This is a genomic window from Microcoleus sp. Pol14D4 (genome assembly GCF_036701245.1).
In the GTDB taxonomy this organism is placed as follows: Bacteria; Cyanobacteriota; Cyanobacteriia; order Cyanobacteriales; family Microcoleaceae; genus Microcoleus.
Map to the genome: position 1 here is coordinate 36,226 of NZ_JAUBQM010000031.1, position 21,306 is coordinate 57,531.

A 21,306-nucleotide genomic window follows, 5' to 3' on the forward strand; every position below is an offset into this window, starting at 1 on the left:
ATAACTCATAACTGCCCTACGACAATGGTACAGTTGGCAGTATATGTAATAAAAGTTACACCCGCAAAGGCCTTCGGCATTCGGCAAACGGCTGAAGTTTGATCGTGCTAGCCTGAAGCTCAATCCTCGCTCACGCAGCCAAAGCCCCTTTACCACTCAAAACCGGCAACTGACAAAAGTATGGAGATTCAGACCAAAGATTACACGATCCAGTACGATCGCGCTACGCAAACAGTCACCTGTAGCGGCTCGTTCCGACTCAGCCAGGTGGAAGAATACGCACCGATCGTCGATCTGCTCAACGAAGTGGCTGACTCCTGCCCAAACACCGTTACTCTAGACTTGCGAAAGCTAGAATTTTTAAATAGCTCTGGAATTAATATTGTCTCAAAATTTGTGATCAAAGTGCGACAGCAAAAAAATATTCAAATCGCCATCAAAGGTTCTAAACAGATCCCCTGGCAGATCAAATCCCTGAAGAACTTGCAGCGGCTGATGCCTTCCTTGCACTTAGAATTCGAATAGCAACGATAAAAGGTAAAGATGAATCGTCGGCTAAGTCGGGGAACCAGGATGAGGGTGGCTGAAGTTAATCGGAATAAGTCATAGTTAAACTAGCACAAAACCCTAAAAAACTTCAGAACCGACTAAAAATTACCAATTTTCAATTGCTATGCAGGAAGAACCCTCGACAGAACAGCTACTTTTCGACGTTCAGCGGCTGAGTGCGGAACTTGAAAACTTGAAGCGCGAAAAGGTTGACCTAGAACTTTTGCTGGAGACTACCACCGAACATTCAGATACGATGGAAGCTCACTTGCTGAGCAAAGCTCAGTTGGCGCTGCGTTCAAGCGAAGAGCAGTTTCGGGCGATCGCCTCGGCAACTCCGGTGCCGATATTAGTTTCTCGCCTCTGTGACGGCTTAATTATGTATGCGAACGCTCAATTGGCTTCTCTCCTGAACATACCCCTAGAAAAATTGATCGGCTGCAGCACTCCAGACTTTTACTTGAACCCCGCCGATCGCCCAAAGGTACTGGAGGCACTTGCTAAAAACGGATACCTCCAAAACTACGAACTCCACTGCAAAAAATCAGACGGCACCGCTTTCTGGGCGATGATCTCGGTTCAGTCGCTGGTATTTAACGGGCAGCAGACGGCATTGTGCGCCTTGTACGACCTCACCCAGCGCAAGGAAGCAGAACAAACCCTCCAAGAAAGCGAAAAGCGTCTCCGCCGCCAGAGTTTGGCTTTGTTGCAGCTAGGTAGGCAGAGAACTCTCAACAGCGGTGCGCTGAATGTGGGAATTCGCGAAATTACTGAGGCAGCAGCCCGGACTTTGGATGTGGAAAAAGTCAGCGTCTGGCTTTACAACCAGGGAAAATTTGGAACTCGATACCCGAGCGATCCCCAGCTAAATTTTACCGAGAGAGTGCTCGCCCACAACCAAACAGGGCCACTTGATAAAGAGGCCGCTGCTCCAGACGAAGACGAGGGGGTTAATCATTCTAAGTTTAAAATCCCCAACCCCAAATTAGTTTGTCTCGACTTGTACGATCGCACCCAGGAGAATCATTTGAGCCGGGAGTCCATATCGGCCAGCGATTTAAATTTATCAATTTTAGATGTGGAAGGCGACGCACCGGGCGAAAATTTGCGATCGGAGAATGCTTTAGAACCTACGACAAAGACTCAAAACTCTCTACACACAAATTTGTCCCAATCATCTTCGCTAGCCGAAAATTCCGCTGTGCGGCCAAATGCCAGCAAGCCCAATTCATCCATATTAAATGTAGCAATTAGGCTCGGCGGCCAGATCGTGGGCATCCTCTCTCTCGAACATATCGGCGCGCCCCGCCAGTGGGCTCTGGAGGAGCGCACCTTCGCTGATTCTTTGGCAAATTTGGTAGCGCTGGCGATCGAAGGATTTGAGCGCCAGCGGGCTCAGGAAGCCCTCTCCAAAGCCAAAGCGCAGCTAGAAATGACCGTCGATCAGCGCACCGCTCAACTCACCGCCGCCAATAAACTGCTCCGCATCGAAATTGCCGAGCGCAAAAGAGCGGAAATAGCCTTGCAAGAAGCCTTACACAAAGCTGAAGCAGCTTCGAGAGCTAAAAGCACTTTTTTAGCCAATATGAGCCACGAGCTGCGGACACCGCTAAACGCGATTATCGGTTACAGCGAAATGCTACAAGAAGAAGCACGGGAAACGGGACTCGAAGACATCATTCCCGATACCCAAAAAATTTATAACGCCGGCAAACATTTGCTCACTTTAATTAACGATATTCTAGACCTTTCTAAGATAGAAGCCGGTCGGATGGAGCTTTATTTAGAAAAATTTGACCTCACTAATTTAATAGAAGAAGTCGTTGCCACTTTGCACCCTTTGGTCGAAAAAAATCACAATCAATTGCAAGTTTCTTGCTCTGAAAATTTGGGGGTGATGTATGCAGATTTGACTAAAGTCCGGCAAATTCTTTTTAATTTGCTATCCAATGCCCTGAAGTTTACCGAAGGTGGAACGGTGCTGTTGAGCGCGACTCGCGAACCAGCAGGCGACAGCGATTGGGTTTATTTGCAGGTATCTGATACGGGGATTGGAATGTCGGCAGAACAGCAGCAGGGTGTGTTTGAACCTTTTATTCAAGGAGACGCTTCGACTACTCGCAAGTACGGCGGCACCGGTTTAGGATTGGCCATTAGCCGCTTGTTTTGCCAGATGATGGGCGGCGATATCACTGTTGAGAGTCAGTTGGATGTTGGCTCTACTTTTACTGTTCACTTAAAGGCAGAAGTTGATATTAGTTAAAAGCAAGTTGGGCAACGAGAAATGTAGGGATTTAACGGGTGGGTTATGCCAGGAATTTTGTACCGGATTTAACCTATTTAACGGATGGCAAAAGAGGGAAGAATTCCCCAATTACCCATTCCCCCCTTACAAATTAGCCATTACCAATTACCAATTCCCTTTTTAATTGTGACACCGATCGCGATCGACCTCTGTTGTCGATCACACAGTAGCATTTTTTTTCAGCCTAGAATACCTATATTATTCCAAGATTGTCCTGCAGGCACGATCGAGCGCCTCGCTGCATTCACAAGTCCCACCTCAACCTAATTAAGGGGGTGGGGGGTTGCTTCCAGACAGGCAATTTGGTAAAAGTAATGCTATGGTCGCGAAGCGGTAGAAGGCAAAAGTTAACAGGAAATCAGGAAGTTTCAAAAGTCTCTGGACGCAGAAACACAATTCTGCTTTTTGCCTTCATACTGCTTCTACTGGCGAGATAGCAATGCTGCTGAAAGCAATGCACAATTTCTCAGAATCAAAGGAGTGCATCTACATGATTAAACCTTGCAGTCAACCGCTAAAAATAAATCCTTTTACTTGTTATCGCGATCCGGCTACAGGCAGGTGGACTACTGTAGTTACAAGTGTTCCAAACACTTGTGAAACAGACTCTAGTTTAAAAGCAGAAGCCGAAGGCGAAAACGAAGGTAAAGCAGAAACTATCCTTTCTACTTCGCCTGGTGTCTCGGTCTCGAAAAAAGTCCTTTCTTTTTCTGTGCCTCAGTTTAAACAACGTGCCAAAAAATCTGCTGTTAGTGTCAGCAGGTAGCTATTGCAGGGGTCTAATCTAGTTTCCACGGTTAGTCCCCGGCGCTCGTCAAACCAAACAAAACAAACTTATCCATAGCTTAAACTGTCAAAAAGCGATATACTGGCAGCAAACTTTCTCCTTCAATATCCGTGAAGTATTTGCTCGATCGCTGCCTCCACTTTGTATGGACAGACCGACCAATTCGCCAGCGGGGAACAATCATCGTTGCTATCCCCATTATTTTTTTGTTTGCTTCGCTGCTAGCAATTGCACGCCTCCGGCAGATTACCATACAGATAAGAGAGCGAGCAGATACTAATATGGCAATACTTCAAGAAACTAACGGCTTGTTAACCCTCGTGGTGGATGCGGAAACGGGCATTCGAGGTTACGGGTTGACGAAGCGCCGCGCATTTCTCTCACCGTACTTAGAAGCCAAGAAGAGTTTGCCTCCGCTGCTGGCTGAACTCAAGGTTATGGTTCAAGAAAACAAACTGCAAGCTCAGCGATTTGAAGATATAAAAAAAAGTACCGAACAGCATATAAATTTCTTGCAAAACACTTTGAATAAGCTCGACAGTTCGGCAAAAAGCGTGCAGTCGCCGGAAATAATTGAGGTGTTCACTCAAGGCAAATTGAGGAGGGATAACCTGCGCGCAAAAATTAATGTGTTTGCTAATGCCGGCGAAGCCTACCAGAAAGCTCTAGATCGGCAAAGACGGGATTTGATAGATTTCACTAATTTTGTGCAAGTTGCTGGTTTGCTTTTCGGCTGTTTGGGCGCAGTGGCTTCCTGGTATTTATTTGATAGTTTAGAGAAGGAATTGAGGAAGCGCGAAGCAGGCTTGGAAGAAAGTAAAAGTCGCATTCAAGCTGTGGTAGACAATGCGGCTGACGGGATTATTACTTTGGACGCACGGGGAAATATTGAGTCTTTTAATAGGGCAGCAGAAAAGATTTTTGGCGAGAAAGCCGATCGAATAATTGGCTCTAACCTGCGGCGACTGATAGCTCAACCGCAGCCTTACAACAGCGTGGGGGATTATTCGATCGAATATTTTGTGTTACATCCAGATACTACGCTGAAGACTTACCAGCAAGAAACAGTTGGAATTAGCCACGACGGAACTAAGTTTCCGATGGAGTTAGCTATCAGCGAAATGCGTCTGGCAAATCAACACTTGTTTATTGCGATTTGCCGCGATGCCAGAGGACGAAAACAAGCCGAGGAAACTCTGCGAAAGCAAGCGCAAATGCTGGATTTGGCCAACGATACGATCGCGGTACTAGACTTGAATGGGGCAATTTCTTATTGGAATTTGGGGGCGAAGTGGCTCTACGGGTGGCGGAAGTCGCAAGCAATAGGAAAAAATATTCACCAGCTTTTACAAACAGAATGGGCCCAACCTTTTGAGGTAATTCAAAAAGTATTTTTAGAGAAGGGTTCTTGGCAAGGAGAACTGGTGCGAACTAAGAAAGACGGGACAAAAATAACGGTGGCAAGCCGGTGGACTTTGCAGTACGACGATCGAGATCAACCGGTTGCTATTTTGGAAATCAGCAACGATATTAGCGATCGCAAACGCTCAGAAATTGCTTTGGCCCAAAGCGCGCAGCGGTTTCGCGCTACTTTTGAGCAGGCCGCAGTCGGGATGGTTCAAGCGAGTGTGGAAGGCAAATTTCTATTAGTCAATCAAAAACTATGCGAAATTTTGGGCTACAGCCGCCCAGAATTGGTGGAGAAAAGATTTCAGGATATTACTTGGCCTGGAGATTTGGCAAGCGAACTGGAACTTTTGCGCCAATTGTTAGCAGGAGAAATTGAAAATTTCTCTCTGGAAAAACGCTATATCCGCAAAGACGGCGAGTTGGTGTGGGCAAACTTAACGGTTTCGCTGCTGCGAGAACAAGATGGCAGTCAATTTCTGATGAGTGTGGTTGAAGATATTAGGGATCGCAAACAAGCGGAGGAATCGCTGCGGTTACGTGCTCAAGAATTGAGGTTGACAGCCCAAAATCTGGCTCAAACGACGAATGTTTTAAGAAAGCGCAATCAAGAATTAGACCAGTTTGCTTATGTAGTTTCTCACGATTTGAAAGCGCCGCTCAGGGCGATCGCAAATCTCAGCAGTTGGATAGAAGAAGACCTCAGCGAGTCGATGACAGAGGATACTTTGCACCAAATGAACCTGCTGCGCGGCAGAGTTCACAGGATGGAAGGTTTGATTGAGGGATTACTGCAATATTCCCGCGTCGGACGGATTCAAGTGCCTTCAGAAATGGTAAAAGTTGAGAATTTATTAGCAGAAATTATTGATTCGTTGGCGCCACCGTCTGAATTTGAGGTGAAAGTTGAACCGGGAATGCCAACTTTTGTGACGGAAAAATTGCCGCTACAGCAGGTTTTTTCTAATTTAATTAGCAACGCAATTAAGCACAACCGAGCTGAATCGGGTAATGTAAAAATATCGGTTAAAGAGTTAGATGATTTTTACGAGTTTTCTGTAGAGGATGACGGGCCGGGGATTGCTCCTCAATATCACGATAAAGTTTTTGTGATTTTTCAGACCTTGGAAGCTCGCGATAAAGTAGAAAATACTGGGATTGGTTTGTCGCTAGTGAAAAAAATTGTCGAAGGTCAAGGGGGCAGTATTTCCCTCGAATCTGCTGAAGGTGAGGGAGCAACTTTTCGGTTTACTTGGCCGAAGCAACCTATTAGCCAAGACGGAAAATAAAACAACTTTAAAGGTAGGATGTTTACAGATCACCGCGATTCAAAGAGTAAATGTAGGGTGCGCCCGGACTACCGAGAACCAGCTAGCGACTGTTTAAACTGCATCACAACGGATTTCGATGATAAATCCATCAGGATCGTAAAAGTAAATGCCGCGTCCTGTAGCGCGAGTGACGGGGCCGCTATCGATCGCTATTTGATTTGACTTTAGCACTTCCAGAGCGCGATCGAACAAATCCGGCTCTATATCGAAGGCTAAGTGGTTGGCGCGGGTAAAAGCTTTCTCCGGGTCTGGGTTTGGCGGTTCTAAGTCGGGCTGCCAAAATAAGTCAATAACAGTGCCGTCAGGGGTAACGAAATTCGCGACTTTACCAGCGGCTACCATTTCTGTTAAAGTTGCGGGAATTTCTGCACCTGTTAGTTCGTGCAGGCCGAGAATTGTACCGTAGAAGTGGCGGGAAGCTTTCATGTCGCGCACGTTTAAAGCGATATGGTGAACGCGGCGCAAATTCCCCGGCGCGAGAGCAATTTTGACGTTGTTGTCGGTAGTTTGCATGATTGTCAATTGCGAATGTTCAAATTGAATGCAGTTTGATTTATTCAGATGGTGCCCTGTAAAATAAGCATTTTAATTTGGTAGTAAGGACTGGAACCCTCGGATTTATATGAGGACTTCAGTCCTCACTACCAAAATTTTTATTCGAGTTGTGCGATCGCACATCATATCCATTAATATTATTTTTCTTTAGGAAACGATGCCATGCCTACAAATAGCATAGCCAGACCACCTGCCAGAATTGCGAAAGCAAGTACACCTACAACTAAATCTAATCCCGATGTATTTTCCATTAAATTAAACTGTTCTCCAATTAAATACAATCATCGGTATTTGTTCACGGTTGAGTGCTTGCACACTATGGGGAAGATCGGCAGAGAATAATTAGCTCTCAACTTATTAGAAAAAAGCCTATTAATTTCTTCCGTCTTCCCTAAACATCTATCCCTTAAATCAGTTAAATCCTGTACACAGCTTCGTTGGCGAACTTCTTATTTTGCCAATTCTCGCTCAATAGCAGCGATTAGTTCTGGCGAATCGGGGCCAACACTGCTGCGGAATCTGGCCACCACTTCACCCTGTTTGCTAACTAAAAATTTCTCAAAATTCCAGGAAACCTCACCCTTGGGATCGACTGCACTCGTAAGCTTAGCGTATAGGGGGTGCTGCTGAGTACCTTTAGCGCGTACTTTGTCAAATAATTCAAAGCTGACGCCGTATTTAGTAGTACAGAAATTGACGATTTCTGGATTACTTCCGGGTTCTTGACCTCCGAAGTCGTTGCAGGGAAATCCTAAAACACGGAGTCCAGCCGCGCTGTACTTCTGGCTCAATTCTTCGAGTCCTTTGTATTGAGGTGTATAGCCACATTTGGAAGCTACATTAACTATTAAGAGTACCTTGCCCGCGTACTCTCCTAGCTGCTTGTCTTCGCCTGCGATCGTTTTGACTTGAATGTCGGAGATTGTGCTGGGCATTTTCAAATACTTTTAAATTTTACCACCACAATTTTACCGCAAGTCGGTACAATTTTGTCTAGAGGTCGATCGCTAAAAATTCAAATATCCCGGTCATGGCGGGTTTACCGATATCGGGCTTATATTAGAGATATTGGTAAACCCGCCTCTACCAAAATCACGGTTAACTTACCGAACCCGATCTTAATAGATGGCGGTGAACTTTCCCCACAGCATCTATCGCCACAGTCAGCTATTAGATTTAAGTTGCTCGGTAATAGCTAAAATCTACACCGAAAAGGACGAATATTTTAACTCTCTGAGTGGTGTTCCGTCATCCATTTTTGGTAAGTATCCTCAAGTTGCTTGTCTTCGAGAACGAGTTCTAGGCGAACTTTGACGCAACCGTGACGGGGTTGAGAGGCGATCGAATTTAAGATCTTGCTAGCTTTCTGCACAGAGGTAAATTCCGCCTTAACTGTCGGTTCTTGGCGATCGCTCTGAATCTCCCTCAAATCTATACCGGTGATGTTTCCCTCGCCTAAATCTATTTCTGCTAACACCTTCGGATCGTCGCCGACTTGTTCGACAATCAGCTTTTCCCACTGGATAGGCACTTGTACCATCCGAGTTTCAATTTCTTTACGCACTATGACTTCGCCGACTTTGCGCTTGCTGCGATTGATCACCAATCGTTCTTCTAGCAGGCGAATTACTTCTCGATCGACAATATCCAAGTTTTCCTCATTCCGATCGGTCTCCCAATTTGCATCTGTGCGATCGGCATCTGTTAGATTTGACATAACTGTTGAGGGATTTGTTAATTCACGGTTGCTAAATTCACTATCCGGTTCCGAGGCATTTTCTAAATACGGATACTCGCCATTTGCCGAAACTACTGGCAGCAGATCGACTTGAGCCGAATTAATAGTTACAAACAGCGCTTTTTGGTGATAATCCACTTTTTTGAGCAGCTTAACACTTAATAAAAAAATGCGGGGATTTTCGCTGCCTAGCCCAGCCACCACAAAGTTTAACTGACCTTTAGCATCAAAATAGACATCTTTAACTTTGCCGACCAACTGACCTTGGTTGTCTTTGACGGTAAAACTTTTTAGCTTAGTTCTGACTTTTTCAGGCACCCGGTTGAGACGGGTTATTGATTTGGCAGTTGCGATCTTTTCTGCTGATGCTTGACCGTTCATTTTTTAAACTTTCCTGCTTAGGGATTTTTATTATGAATTGGTAAGGGGAAATTGGTAAAGGCGGGGAAAGTGCATAAACGTTGCCAAAACCAGACAAGTTTTGTACCCCCCCCGCCACTCACATAGGAATTGCACGATCGCCACCAGTTCAATCAAACCTGGGCGGTGACAGAATTATGTCATTAAGGCGCAATTCCTATGCAATAGCTGTTGCGGTTGGTTTAGATCTTTGGATTTTTATTATCTACAACCGCAGTTCCATCAGTCTTAACGTCTAATTCTTCGCGGCGCAAGGTTTCTTCGCCCTCAACCGTGCTGCGAACAACTTCTTTTCTGACGTTGACTTCTTCGCGCACGAAAGCTTCCTTGTGGATGTCGGCCGTTTCTTCGTAGACTTCCATGCGTGCAACTTCCCCTGATTGGAAGTCAGCCTCACCGACTGAAACTACTCGACCCGCTTCTACCGGGGTTACTCGATCGATTACGACTCGTTCTTTTTCAATGGGTACTGAAGCTCGCGCTGTTTCAGTTTCCACGCGCTTGCCAACTGCTACTTCGCCTGTTTTTGCGCGGTGTTTGTTGGCAATCAAGCGTTCTTCATAAAGCTTGAGATTTTGGTGCTGCTGTTCGTTGGTTTCGTAGAGGGGGCGGTCGATATCGTAGCTGTAGCTGCTGCGATCGTAGCTAGCAGGAGTTGCAGTGCTTGCAGCGGCCGTTCCTTGATTGCGGTAGACGCCTCTTACCTGTTCTTCGCGATCGTAATCTACTGCTTCTAATTCATTGTAAGCCGGCAATTGTTCTGCTTGAGCTTTGTTGCGAAGGCCTGTGGCGTGGACGCGACGGGCTCCGTAGTCGAAGCGGGCCGAGCCGATTGGCAACAATACTTTTTTGCCAAAAATCCAAATACCGGTATCAATTACCAGATAGCGGAAACGACCAGTGTCATCAACCAAAGCATCATAAACCGTGCCTACTTTTTCATCAGAGTCGCCAGCATAAACATCAAATCCCTTGATGTCGTCTCCAGCAAAGATTTCTTCCTGATAGTTAGGATAAAATTCTGCTAATCTTTGAAGTGCCATGTGTTTTTTCCTCTTTGCTCTACTTAAGTTAATAGTAGAAATTAATTCGCTAACTTCCCTCTCCCTAAAGTCAGAAGTGTATAATTTAGGTTGTTTAATACTATAGGAATAGTACGGCATCTGTGCTTCTGCGCTAGCGCACTCAGCTATTTTAAAGATTGTAAAACTCTACAATCGTCAATCTTATAACAAGTATTAAAACTCAAAGCCAACCGTAGGGATACTGCCTTGCTGCGTCCTACTTCCCTTGCAGGATACTCCTTTGCATTGTGCCTACTGTTAATAATTGTTAACTATGTAGTAAAAAATCAGCATTACATAGTATTACAAAAAGATCGAAGCCCCTCATCTTGCACGAGAGGGGCTTCAGGAAAGCTAGAAATTTTAAGTTTAAAGTTGATTGAATTGAGTTCTGATAGCTTCTATCCGACTGCGGTTAACTCCCAAATCCGACTGTCCCAGACGCGAAGCCGATCGCACATGGATGACTTTTGCTGCATCATCTACCAAAAATTCAACGTCATCAACAAACCCCATCAAAGCACTGGTGAACTCCGCATACAAGTAATTATCACTTGCCGTGATAATTTTAGTTTTTCCATAGGACTCGATTACCCCTTTGAGCTTTGCCATAGCTTCCGCAGCGGACGAAGTGTATGCCAAAGGCTCAATTTTGTGTTCGGCATCTTGACTGAAGCTGCTGACGCAGTTGGGGGAATTCGGGCACGCTGCGAGTTTTCCTGACTGAATCCCGATATTGGCAGGTCTTGTTCCAGCAAACATTGTTTTTTCTCCGGGTAGAGCGATAAAAGTAGCGATCGACAGTACCGCTACTGCTAGCAGTGATATTAAAATAACCAGGACTTTTTTCCACGCTGTCGGCGATTTTGTTTCAACTGTTTGCAAAGGATTAGCCCTCCTGAAAGTATAAATGCGGTCTACTTTTCATGTTAATTGAAATTCACATCAAAAAATTAAAAAGATTTTTTTTGTTCTTCAATTAACCAGTAAGTCAGCATTCTTCCTTTACCTTTAATCGGGATATGACCCCGTTCTTCCAAAACAAACTGGTCTTTCAAACGCTCGTAAGTCGCCGCCGTTACTTGAATTTTACCAGGCAATCCGTTAGATTCCATGCGTGAAGCAACATTAACAGTATCCCCCCACAAATCGTAGCTAAATTTACTAATTCCAATAATTCCAGCCACCACCGAACCGCTGTCAATTCCAAGCCTCAATTGAAAATTTTCTCCCATTTTGGCATTAAACCTCCTCAAAGCTGCCTGCATCTCCAAAGCTAAAAGTGCGATCGCCTCAGAGTGATCCTCCCGCGGCGTCGGCAAACCCCCAACCACCATGTAAGCATCCCCAATCGTCTTAATCTTTTCCAACCCGTGCAATTCAGACAACCTATCGAACTCCGAGAAAATCCCGTTCAAAATTTCTACCAACTGCGTCGGACTTTTGTGAGCCGAAAACTCTGTAAAACCCACTAAATCAGCAAACAAGACGCTCACCTCATCAAAATGCTCCGCTATCAACTTTTGCTCTTTTTGCAAGCGCTCCGCAATAGGTTTCGGTAAAATATTCAGCAGCAATTTCTCGGTTTGTCCTTGCTGCACTTTCAGCGCTGCTTCAGCTTGTTTCCGCTGAATCAACGAACCGAGCTGCGTAGCAACCGCGCTCACTAATTCCAACAAGCGCGGCTGACATTTCAGAACTTTTTCGCGATAAAAAATCAAAATAGCTAACACTTGGTTGTCCGCCAATATTGGCACCCCAAAAGCCGCTTTCAATCCCACACTAGCCGCAATTTCCGCTCGTAAAAAAACTTGTTCCGGTGCACTAGAAACATCATCGATCCATTCAGACTGCTGCGACTGCCAAATCCTGCCTGGGAGTCCCACACCGGGAGCAAAAATTAACTGCCAACTTGTTTGTCGGAATTCGGCAAAACTCAAGTCGCTGACGTACCTGCCTGTAGCGCATTTTAAAAAGCCATCACTGCAAGGAATCCAAGCTTCGCCCAGATTCCATTCAATAGTTTTGCAAATTAAACCTAAAATCACATCTATAGCCGACTCAAAATCATCAGATTTGCTAATAGCTTGAGTGGCTTGAAGCAGCAATCTTGTTTCCATTTCCACCTGGTGGCGTTCAGCGATTTCCTGGTGCAACTGGATATTTTGAGCGGTCAGTTTTTGATTTTTTTCTTGCAATTGAATTTGCAATGAACGCACAGTAAGTTGATTGCTCACTCGCGCCAATACTTCTTTCACCTGAAAAGGTTTGGTGATATAATCGGCTCCGCCCACTTCAAAAGCTTTTGCTTTATTTATTCCTTCTTCTAGCGCGCTGAGAAAAATAATGGGAATTTCCCTAAATTGCGATTGTGATTTTAATTTTTTACATAGTTCGTAGCCGTCAATATCCGGCATCATAATATCGAGTAAAATTAAATCTGGTGCGCTAGATTGAATAGCATCTAACGCCGAAAAACCATTAGTAACAGGGCGAACTTTATAGCCATTTTTTTGCAAAATTCTAATCAACAAACGCAGATTATCTGGCGTATCGTCAACTACTAAAATATCTGCTTGATAGTTTTCAGTTTGTTCCGCCTTCATCTGCATTATCTGATTCCTCCGCCTCGGCAATTAAATTGAGAATTTTCTGGTAATCAAAATTATCGAGATGACCCTGGAGGATTTCCGCCAATTCAGGATGAGGCTCCCTTATTTCGTTGATTGTCCTGACAATTAAGTCAAAATCAGCACTGCGGATTACCTGCTTCATGTTGTCTATCCATTCTGCGGGAAGTGTAGGTAAATAAGCAAGCGCAGCATTAGGGAGGGAGCCAGGTAAATTATTTCGATCGCCTATAGAGATCGAGTCCGTTGAGTTAGAGTAGATATACTTCACCCCCAAATGTTTGTGGATAGTATCAAATATATCTGTTTTGCGGAAAGGTTTGCTAATAAAATCGTCGCAGCCGACCAATAAAGCAAACGCTTGCCTCCCTTCAATTGTACTAGCTGTCAAAGCAATAATCTTTGGAATCGGCGAGTCGGGATGGGAAATATTGGTTTCTCCATTTCCTTGCTGCTGTTGCTCTCTCTGCTTGATTCTAGCCTTAATTTGTTTAGTAGCTTCGTAGCCGTCCATCACTGGCATTCGCACATCCATCAAAATTAAGTGCGGATGCCAAGTTTCCCACATTTCTATTGCTTCCTGGCCGTTGGTTGCTTGTTCCACCCCGAAACCTAAAGGAGAAAGCATTTTGACTAAAAGTTGGCGGTTGTCTTCGCGATCGTCCACAACTAAAATCCGGTAGCACAGTTGATTGGGCTCTAACCCACTAACTTCGCGGTTAAGTTGCCGATCGGGAAGCTCAGCAGCATAAACTGCACCGACTGGAATTTCAAATTTAAAAGTGGTGCCGAGTTCCAGTTGACTTTCTACAACAATCTCTCCTCCCATCAGGCGGACAAACTGACGGCTGATCTTCAATCCTAAACCCGTACCTTTCTGATTTTTTTGACCGGAAGCTGTTTGCACAAAAGCCTTAAAAATATTGCCCAATTCTTCCGGAGCCATGCCAACTCCTGTATCTTGAATTTCAAACAGAAGGAAAAAACCAGGCACAGTTGAATTCTCAGCCTCATCCCTCCATCGAACCCTTGCGATATCACTGCTAGTTCTCGAAAAATCCCGAATACTTCTTGTTGTATCAAAGCAAGCTGTGGGACTATCCAATAAATCCAGAAATCCCGATTTTTCTAACTTTATAATTCTTAAAAGAATTTCGCCTGTTTGCGTAAAGTTAATCGCATTACTCAGAAGATTAATCAGCACTTGTCGCAGTTTGATATCATCGGTTCGCACGTACTGAGGAACGTCAGCATCGCGCTGAAAACGCAACTGCAATTCTTGATTCTCAACCTGCAGTTGAAACATATCTTGCAAATCGTCAAGCAAACGGTAGAGGTCGAAGTCTGTGGGGTTAAGTGTCATCCGCCCTGCTTCAATTTTTGACAAGTCTAAGACTTCATTGATCAAGGTGAGCAAGTGTTCGCCACTACGGCGAATAATTCTCATATTTTCTCGGTTTTCGACAGTAAGATCCGGGCTGGGTTCCATGATTTGTGCAAAGCCGAGTATAGAATTGAGAGGGGTGCGTAACTCGTGGCTCATATTAGCCAGAAACGTGCTTTTAGCTTTGTTTGCTGCTTCAGCAGCTAATGCGGCTTGTTGCAGTTGTTCTGTGCGTTCATCAATTTGGGCTTCTAAGGTGTGGTGGTATTCTGCTAGTATTTTTTCGGCTTGTTTGCGATCGCTAATATCTTGAAAAGCTGCGATCGCATAAACAATATTTCCGCTAGCGTCAAAAATCGGCGTGGTATTGATCTCGATCGCAATTCTTTTGCCCTCTTGACAGATTTCTACATCGTCAACCTTGACAGATTCTCCTTTCAGTGCGCGCAAAATTGGCAGATTATCCGGCGGGTACAGCTCATCAGTATTGGCAACATAAAGTTGATAAGTAGCAGCTAATTGTTCCGCAGTGCTTTCCGGGATAGTGTCTGCACCCAGCAAATCCCGCGCTGCTTGGTTGAAATAGGCGATCGAGCCATCGGGATGATAAACAGATACCCCCACTGGCAAAGCTTCTAAAAATTGACTCAGGCGGCTTTCACTCGCAGACAGCGCCTCATTTACTAGCTTTAACTCCTCGTTTACTTCTTGGCGCTTATGAATTTCATCAGTTAACTTTTGATCTTGCAAATAACTGTGAACTGCTTCTACTACGGTTAATTTTAAGTCTTCATTTTGCCAAGGTTTAGGAATATAACGGTACAATTTAGCATACTTAATAGCATTGCTCAGGGCTTCCAAATCTGCTTGCCCCGTTAGCATAATAGTCAGCGTCTCCGGCGAGCTTTCGTGAATTCTTCTCAGCAGTTCATCTCCTTTAATATCGGGCATGATATAATCGGAAAGCACCAACGCAATCTCGTATTCATCTGCCTGCAAATCAGCCAACAACTCTAAAGCATCAGCCCCCCCTTCAGCGGTTTCAATTATACACCGATCGCCGATCGCCTTTTTCAGTTCAATCTTTAAACTATTCAAAACGTCAGGTTCATCGTCAATACAAACAATCACAGGTTTTTTCATAACTTAGCCAGCCCAGATTTTATAGTCTCTATTAAGTCTTTGCTTTTCCAGGGTTTGTACAAACAACAGTATAAATCTGCTTCTTCTACTGCCCGCTGAACAGCCGCTGCATCCGCTTGTCCCGTCAACATCACCTTAATAATTTTAGGATATTTTTGGTGAACTTTAATTAAAAGTTCGTCACCTTTAATTCCCGGCATCAGCCAATCAGAAACAACCACAATCACCTGAGCTTTTTCTTGAAAATTCTCCAGTAAATCTAAGGCTTCATCACCACTTTCAGCTAATTCATAAAAGTAATTATTTTTAAATTCCTTTTTTAGCTGCATCTTGAGAGTATTCAAGATATCCGGTTCATCATCAACGCAAAGAATTATAGGCTTATTCATCTTTTCCTCTCCGCTGAAATTTTAGTAGGTTTACTGACATGACTTGCTTTTACATTATTGATTTCGGGCAACGATGCAGGATATATGTCCCCTATCTTTCTTATTTTAATAGGACTTCCGAAGATCGGCCCGGTTTCTGGTAATAAATCTTGTATTTGTCAGCGAGACAGCGACGGGTGTCATCGGGAATCTGCCCCCTTGCAGGTAAGTTTTGTTTAATAAATAGGCAGCGAGACTGTAAAAGTTGTCTGCCCCGGTACAGAATCTACAGCAATTGTGCCTTCGTGTTTTTCCACAATTTTTCTCACAATATCCAATCCCAAACCGCTACCTTCGCCTGCAGATTTAGTCGTAAAAAACGGTTGAAAAATTTTGGGAATAACTTCTAAGGGAATACCTTTGCCGCTATCAGTAAACTTGAGGAAAATATTTGCCTCTTGCCGCCGAGTTTCAATTATCAAAATACCTTTATAATCCATTGCTTGCAGGGCATTATGAACGAGATTCGTCCAAACTTGATTTAAGTCATCGGGATAGCACATTATTTGGGGTAAATCTCCATAGTTTTTAACTACTTCTATACCATGTTTCAGTTGATTTTGATAAAGGGTTAACACCGTTTCAATGCCATCGTGCAAGTTCGCCTGGACTTTTTCTGGTTTGCTATCAAAATGAGCGTAGGTTTTTAAGGCAAATACTACTTTCCCAGACTTCGCTGTTGCTCTTTGGATCAGGCTAATACTTTTTTTAAAGCTTGCAAACTGGTAAGCACTATTTAAAACCACTTCCCAATCCGGGGATTTAAAAAGCGGCAAGAATTCTTCTATTTTTTCGTAAATTTCCATGTCAACTAAAGTATCCGCAATTTCTTCGGCGTTTTCAACATATTCTGCCATCAAATCCGCCGCCAACTGCTGCTTAAACTTGCGTTTCTCTCGGCTTGTAAATAAAACTTCTTGATGGGTTGCTCTGTACAGTAAAGCTAAAAAATAAGCTTTGCTTTCCTCAGAAAGTTGTTGATAAATTTCAGGGAAATTTTCTAAAAATTCGTCGGAAAAATTAGCTATATTATTAATAGAGGAACCTATAATGCCCAGGGGGGTATTGATTTCGTGGGCAATGCCAGCAATCAGTTGTCCCAGTGCTGCCATTTTTTCCGATTGAATCAAGTGATCTTGGGCGGCTTGCAGTTGGTGGAGTGCCATTGCTAAATCTTGATTTTTCTGTTGCAAAGTTTGTTGCAGTGAACAAATTTTTAAATGAGTTTCTATCCGGGCTAAAACTTCTTCAACCTGAAACGGTTTAGTAATAAAGTCAACTCCGCCCACTGCAAAAGCTTTAACTTTATCCAGCACGTCATTAATCGCACTAATAAAAATAACAGGAATGTCTTTGGTAATTTCAGAAGCTTTGAGTTGCTGACAAACTTGATAACCGTCCATTTCTGGCATCAGAATATCCAGCAGCACTATATCTGGGGGTATTTTTTGAGCAGCAGACAATGCTAGCTTGCCATTGGGTACGGGGCGAACTTGATAGCCTTTTTCGCTCAAAATTCCGGTCAGCAGCCGCAGGTTTTCTGGTGTATCGTCTACTACTAAAATATTAGCTCGATTGGTTTTAGGTAAAGTTGAAATCATCTGGTATTTACTGTTTTTCGCTGAGTTCGATTATGTTCAAAATTCTGTCATATTCAAAATTATTAATGCAATCTTGAAGCTTGCCCGCAAGAGAGGGATTGACAGTGCCGATTTGTGCGATCGAAGTTGCGATCGCCTCCATGTCTACACTCAAAATACTTTGCTTGAATTGGGCCATCCAGTCTGGAGAAAGAGAGGCAAAAGCCTCCGGTGTCAGCACCTCCTGACTTGACTCCTCTACACCTGCGGCACTTACTGCGGTTGAATCTTCATAAATATAGCGTACTCCTAAATGTTTTCCCATTGCCACAAAAATATCCTCCTCGCGGAACGGTTTCCGCATAAAATCATCGCAACCCGCCGAAAGAATCACCGCCCGTTCTTCCTCCAAAACGCTAGCAGTTAGGGCAACAATCGCCGTTGCTTGCCCGCCAGTTGTAGTTTTAATCTGTTTCGTTGCCTCATAGCCGTCCATGACAGGCATTCTCATGTCCATCCAAATCAGATGCGGTTCCCACTCCATAAAAATATCAACCGCTTCTTTACCGTTATTTGCTTCTCTCAACTCAAATCCGAGTGGACTGAGAAGTTTTACTAACAGTTGGCGATTTAAAGGTTTGTCGTCCACAATTAGCAAGCGATAACTCGGCTGATTCGGTTCGAGGGCAACAACTCGACGTTGAGTTTTTTTGCTTTCAATATCACTAGCTTCAACCAGATTAACTTGGATATCAAACTGAAATAATGCACCCTTTCCGATATCGCTGCTCGCAGTAATTTCACCTCCCATTAATTGCACGAACTGGCGGCTAATAGCTAAACCTAAACCCGTTCCTTCCTGAGAATCTTTACCTGTTTTCGTCTGCACAAATGCTTCAAACAACTGATCGATTTCCTCAGCCGCAATGCCTGCACCAGTATCTTGGACTTCAAAATGCAGCCAGTAGCGGCCGGGCAATTGGTCAGTGCTGTTTTTATGTATATGCCGCCTTCCTCCTTTGACTTTCACCGACACTCTCCCTTCAGAGGTAAATTTAATCGCATTATTGAGCAAATTAATTAAGACTTGCCGCAATTTAACTTCATCAGTACAAATGTAATGGGGAACTTCTGCGTCTGTGTCGAAGATTAGTTGCAAACCTTTTTGCTCAGCTTTGAGAGCAAACATATCTTCTAAATCGTCGATTAATTGGTACAAATCGAAGCTTTTTGCATTAAGCGTCGTGCGTCCGGCTTCGATTTTTGATAAATCTAAAACTTGGTTAATTAAAGCCAGTAAATGTTCGCCACTCCGCAGGATAATTCCGACATTTTCTTGATTTTCCTGAGATAACGTTTGACTGCGAATCAGGACTTGAGCAAAGCCGATGACCGCGTTCAGGGGCGATCGCAATTCGTGGCTCATATTGGCGAGAAAGGTACTCTTAGCTTTATTTGCTGCTTCGGCCGCTTCTTTCGCCTGCTGCATTTTTATTTCAGCTTGTTTGTTATCAGTAATGTCTTTAATAAAACCTTCGTAGTAAAGTAAATTTCCTGCTTCATCGCAGACAGCGCGACAATTTTCCGAAATCCAGATTATACTGCCATCTTTGCGGTAAATTTCCGATTCAAAGTTTGATAGTATCCCGCACTCGGTCATCAGCGCTGCAAATTCGTCGCGGCGGTTGGGTTTCACGTAAAGCTGGTTATTGAAATTCGGCTGTGCTGCTATTAATTCTGCGGGGCATTCGTAACCATAAAGCTGAGCTAAAGCGGGGTTAGCGCTGATGTATTTCCCGTCAATAGCAGTTTGGAAAATTCCATTCAAAGCATTTTCATAAATGTTGCGGTACTTTTCTTCTGCTTCCCGGAGGGCAGTTTCTGCTTTTTGGCGCTCGGTAATATCGCTAGAAATAGACAAAAAACAAGCTTCTCCGTCAATATTGATGGTTTCTATCGACAGCAGTGCCGTTCTTTCTGTACCATTTTTATTGCGAAACCTCAGCTCATAATTGTGAATTGCTGTCTTGTCTTTTAACATTTGAATCATGCGGTCACGCTCTTTCAAACTCGCCCAAAAATTTAGTTCTACCGCTGTTTTACCGATAATTTCTTCCTGGGTGTAGCCCATCATCCGGCAAAAACTATCATTAACTTCTAGGTGGCAACCGTCACGAATTCTTGTAATTGTAATCGCATTCGGACTCGAACGAAAAGCTTTGGAAAACTTTTCTTTTGCCTTAGCAAGATCGGCGGTGCGTTGTGCAACTTGCACTGCTAAATTTTGGTTGTATGCCCTTAATAACTTCTCCGCTAGTTTCCGTTTCGTAATATTTTGAAAAGCGCACATTCCGTAAATAATATTTCCTTGGGAGTCGTAAATAGGAGTCCCCCAAACTTGCAGGGGAACAGTTTTGTTATTGGAGAAGATTTCAATGTCATCAACTGTTACACTTTTGCCCTGCAAAGCATTTAAAATTGGGTCGCGTTCCGCCGGGTAAATTTCCTGAGTTCCAGCTAAATAAACTCTGTATAATTGGCGCAATTTTTCGGCATCTGCTGCCACAATTCCTTGAGATAAAATTTCTTCTCCTGTAGGGTTAATGTAGTGAGGTTGACCGTTTGGCTCTGCAATAAAAATCCCTAGCGGTACTGCATTGAGAAATTGTTTGAGTCGGCTTTCGCTTTCTGAGAGGGAAGTAAATGAATGCTGCAATTGCTCTGCCATGCTGTTAAAAGCAGTTGCAAGTTCTCCGAGTTCATCTTCGCGATTTAGAGTGAGCTTTGTATCCCATTTATTCCGCGCCAAAGCTTTCGCCGCTGCATTCAATCTTAAAATCGGCTGAACAACCCATTTAGCAGTAAGAGTTCCCAGGATTGTCGCCCCCATCAAAGCTGCAAGCGACAGTAAAAAAGTCGTGCGCGTGTTGAGGTTAATTTGCTCCATAAAGTCAGACTCGGGTACAACTACTACAATCAGCCAATCCAACCCTCGATCGTCTTTAAAAGGAGCTACCTGAATAAAGTTTCGCTTGCGGTCAACATCAAAAGTAAGCTGTTGAGAACTATTGATTTTAGCTAAGCTGTCGTAGTGTTTATCTAAATGCTGTGCGGTTTGTCTAATTACCGGATTGTCGCTTTCTGAAGCTTTGATGCGTCTTGTTTCTTTACCTTCCACCACAAATTCTGCGCTCGCCGTTGAAGTGGCAATTAACATCCCCGATCGCTCCATGACAAAAGTTTGTCCCGATTTGCCAATTTTGAGGCTGACGAGAAATTCTTTGATGCGAGAAAACAGCACATCGCTACCAGCTACTCCTATCAGCTTGCCAGCGTCATCGTAGATAGGCATAGCAGCAGTAATTGCCAGTTCCCCAGTCAAGAAATCTGTATAGATTGGAGTCCAAATTGGTTTCTTTGCGGCAGCGGCAGCTCTGTACCAAGGTCGAATTCGCGGGTCGTAAGTATTGGGTGAAATTTGCACTAATTGAAAGCGGTTTCCCTGAGAGTCAGCAGTATACCGAGCTAATTTATTGCCAGTAGATCTGTCGGCAGCAGATATCAAAGTCCGCTCTTTAGTGCGGATTGCTCCCGAATGTTCTCCATTTTCTTTACCTGTGTAAATGATGCTAATCGAATCAAAATATTGAATTTGTTCGAGGAAATGATGTTCTAGTTTTTGGCTGTCTTCTAGGTTCAACTGCCCCAATTTTATTCCTTGAACGTTCAGGTGATTGACTATGTGGGGAATTGACATATAATGTTCCATGCGGTCTTTGATGCGATCGCTAATTTCTCCCCGCAACTGAGCGGCAACATCGTTGACCGCCCGCTGACCGTTTTGGAACGACAGCCAACCTACAACTCCTACGATGCCGACAATTTGCACTAAAAAAGGAACTACTAGCACAGTTTGTAATGGAACTTTGCCGATAATTCTGGCAACAAAGCGATTGAGCGGTGTAGGAACCATATTCATTCTCTG

The 21,306-nt window shown here is 44.0% G+C and carries 15 protein-coding genes; 4 read left to right on the plus strand and 11 right to left on the minus strand.

Going from position 1 to position 21,306, the window contains the following annotated elements:
• Positions 1-180: 180 nt before the first annotated feature.
• From QUA33_RS13565 to QUA33_RS13575, 3 genes are all read left to right on the plus strand, one after another.
• The gene (locus QUA33_RS13565; RefSeq protein WP_333067612.1) at positions 181-525 is read left to right on the plus strand and encodes a slr1659 superfamily regulator; all 345 of its coding nucleotides are present in this window, start codon (positions 181-183) and stop codon (positions 523-525) included.
• Positions 526-673: 148 nt separating this feature from the next.
• Entirely contained in the window at positions 674-2,812 is a 2,139-nt protein-coding gene (locus tag QUA33_RS13570) for an ATP-binding protein (RefSeq protein WP_333149019.1), read from the plus strand.
• A gap of 481 nt (positions 2,813-3,293) precedes the next feature.
• Positions 3,294-3,620 carry a hypothetical protein gene (locus QUA33_RS13575; RefSeq protein ID WP_333149020.1) on the plus strand — a complete coding sequence of 109 codons (327 nt, stop codon included), beginning with the start codon at positions 3,294-3,296 and terminating at the stop codon, positions 3,618-3,620.
• A gap of 79 nt (positions 3,621-3,699) precedes the next feature.
• Here the strand turns inward: QUA33_RS13575 and QUA33_RS13580 are convergent, their stop codons facing one another.
• Positions 3,700-3,825: a hypothetical protein gene (locus QUA33_RS13580; RefSeq protein WP_333149035.1), complete on the minus strand. Its 126-nt coding sequence runs from the start codon at positions 3,823-3,825 to the stop codon at positions 3,700-3,702.
• Here QUA33_RS13580 and QUA33_RS13585 point away from each other — a divergent pair.
• On the plus strand, positions 3,803-6,337 hold the full coding sequence (locus tag QUA33_RS13585; protein WP_333149034.1) for a PAS domain S-box protein: 2,535 nt from the start codon (positions 3,803-3,805) through the stop codon (positions 6,335-6,337). The genes QUA33_RS13580 and QUA33_RS13585 overlap by 23 nt on opposite strands.
• Before the next feature lie 93 nt (positions 6,338-6,430).
• On the opposite strand, the gene QUA33_RS13590 is transcribed toward QUA33_RS13585, so the two are convergent.
• The 10 genes from QUA33_RS13590 to QUA33_RS13635 form a co-directional block, all read right to left on the minus strand.
• Positions 6,431-6,892: a VOC family protein gene (locus QUA33_RS13590; RefSeq protein WP_333149021.1), complete on the minus strand. Its 462-nt coding sequence runs from the start codon at positions 6,890-6,892 to the stop codon at positions 6,431-6,433.
• Between the two features lie 491 nt (positions 6,893-7,383).
• A complete protein-coding gene (locus QUA33_RS13595) occupies positions 7,384-7,869 on the minus strand; it encodes a glutathione peroxidase (protein ID WP_333149022.1) in 486 nt (161 codons plus the stop codon).
• 290 nt (positions 7,870-8,159) lie between these two features.
• Positions 8,160-9,053: a DUF2382 domain-containing protein gene (locus QUA33_RS13600; RefSeq protein ID WP_333149023.1), complete on the minus strand. Its 894-nt coding sequence runs from the start codon at positions 9,051-9,053 to the stop codon at positions 8,160-8,162.
• A 221-nt stretch (positions 9,054-9,274) separates the two neighbouring features.
• Positions 9,275-10,135, minus strand: a complete 861-nt coding sequence (locus tag QUA33_RS13605) for a DUF2382 domain-containing protein (RefSeq protein ID WP_333149024.1) — start codon at positions 10,133-10,135, stop codon at positions 9,275-9,277.
• Between the two features lie 390 nt (positions 10,136-10,525).
• The gene (locus QUA33_RS13610; protein ID WP_333149025.1) at positions 10,526-11,041 is read right to left on the minus strand and encodes a DUF1499 domain-containing protein; all 516 of its coding nucleotides are present in this window, start codon (positions 11,039-11,041) and stop codon (positions 10,526-10,528) included.
• A 68-nt stretch (positions 11,042-11,109) separates the two neighbouring features.
• A complete protein-coding gene (locus tag QUA33_RS13615; protein WP_333149026.1) occupies positions 11,110-12,768 on the minus strand; it encodes an adenylate/guanylate cyclase domain-containing protein in 1,659 nt (552 codons plus the stop codon).
• Positions 12,743-15,313, minus strand: coding sequence for a response regulator (locus QUA33_RS13620; protein ID WP_333149027.1), 2,571 nt, complete (start codon positions 15,311-15,313; stop codon positions 12,743-12,745). The genes QUA33_RS13615 and QUA33_RS13620 overlap by 26 nt, the downstream gene beginning before the upstream one ends.
• Complete coding sequence (locus QUA33_RS13625) at positions 15,310-15,702, minus strand: response regulator (RefSeq protein WP_333096600.1); 393 nt, start codon at positions 15,700-15,702, stop codon at positions 15,310-15,312. Before QUA33_RS13625 ends, QUA33_RS13620 begins: the two co-directional genes overlap by 4 nt.
• Before the next feature lie 215 nt (positions 15,703-15,917).
• Entirely contained in the window at positions 15,918-17,342 is a 1,425-nt protein-coding gene (locus QUA33_RS13630; RefSeq protein ID WP_333149028.1) for a response regulator, read from the minus strand.
• A 7-nt stretch (positions 17,343-17,349) separates the two neighbouring features.
• The gene (locus QUA33_RS13635) at positions 17,350-21,294 is read right to left on the minus strand and encodes a PAS domain S-box protein (RefSeq protein ID WP_333149029.1); all 3,945 of its coding nucleotides are present in this window, start codon (positions 21,292-21,294) and stop codon (positions 17,350-17,352) included.
• Between the last annotated feature and the right edge of the window lie 12 nt (positions 21,295-21,306).

What these genes read in the sequence shown, in the direction of transcription:
- QUA33_RS13580 (WP_333149035.1), bottom strand. Translation starts at nt 3,825, where the DNA reads ATGATTGTTCCCCGCTGGCGAATTGGTCGGTCTGTCCATACAAAGTGG.
- QUA33_RS13565 (WP_333067612.1), top strand. Translation starts at nt 181, where the DNA reads ATGGAGATTCAGACCAAAGATTACACGATCCAGTACGATCGCGCTACG.
- QUA33_RS13605 (WP_333149024.1), bottom strand. Translation starts at nt 10,135, where the DNA reads ATGGCACTTCAAAGATTAGCAGAATTTTATCCTAACTATCAGGAAGAA.
- QUA33_RS13620 (WP_333149027.1), bottom strand. Translation starts at nt 15,313, where the DNA reads ATGAAAAAACCTGTGATTGTTTGTATTGACGATGAACCTGACGTTTTG.
- QUA33_RS13595 (WP_333149022.1), bottom strand. Translation starts at nt 7,869, where the DNA reads ATGCCCAGCACAATCTCCGACATTCAAGTCAAAACGATCGCAGGCGAA.
- QUA33_RS13635 (WP_333149029.1), bottom strand. Translation starts at nt 21,294, where the DNA reads ATGGTTCCTACACCGCTCAATCGCTTTGTTGCCAGAATTATCGGCAAA.
- QUA33_RS13575 (WP_333149020.1), top strand. Translation starts at nt 3,294, where the DNA reads ATGCTGCTGAAAGCAATGCACAATTTCTCAGAATCAAAGGAGTGCATC.
- QUA33_RS13590 (WP_333149021.1), bottom strand. Translation starts at nt 6,892, where the DNA reads ATGCAAACTACCGACAACAACGTCAAAATTGCTCTCGCGCCGGGGAAT.
- QUA33_RS13625 (WP_333096600.1), bottom strand. Translation starts at nt 15,702, where the DNA reads ATGAATAAGCCTATAATTCTTTGCGTTGATGATGAACCGGATATCTTG.
- QUA33_RS13615 (WP_333149026.1), bottom strand. Translation starts at nt 12,768, where the DNA reads ATGCAGATGAAGGCGGAACAAACTGAAAACTATCAAGCAGATATTTTA.
- QUA33_RS13570 (WP_333149019.1), top strand. Translation starts at nt 674, where the DNA reads ATGCAGGAAGAACCCTCGACAGAACAGCTACTTTTCGACGTTCAGCGG.
- QUA33_RS13600 (WP_333149023.1), bottom strand. Translation starts at nt 9,053, where the DNA reads ATGAACGGTCAAGCATCAGCAGAAAAGATCGCAACTGCCAAATCAATA.
- QUA33_RS13630 (WP_333149028.1), bottom strand. Translation starts at nt 17,342, where the DNA reads ATGATTTCAACTTTACCTAAAACCAATCGAGCTAATATTTTAGTAGTA.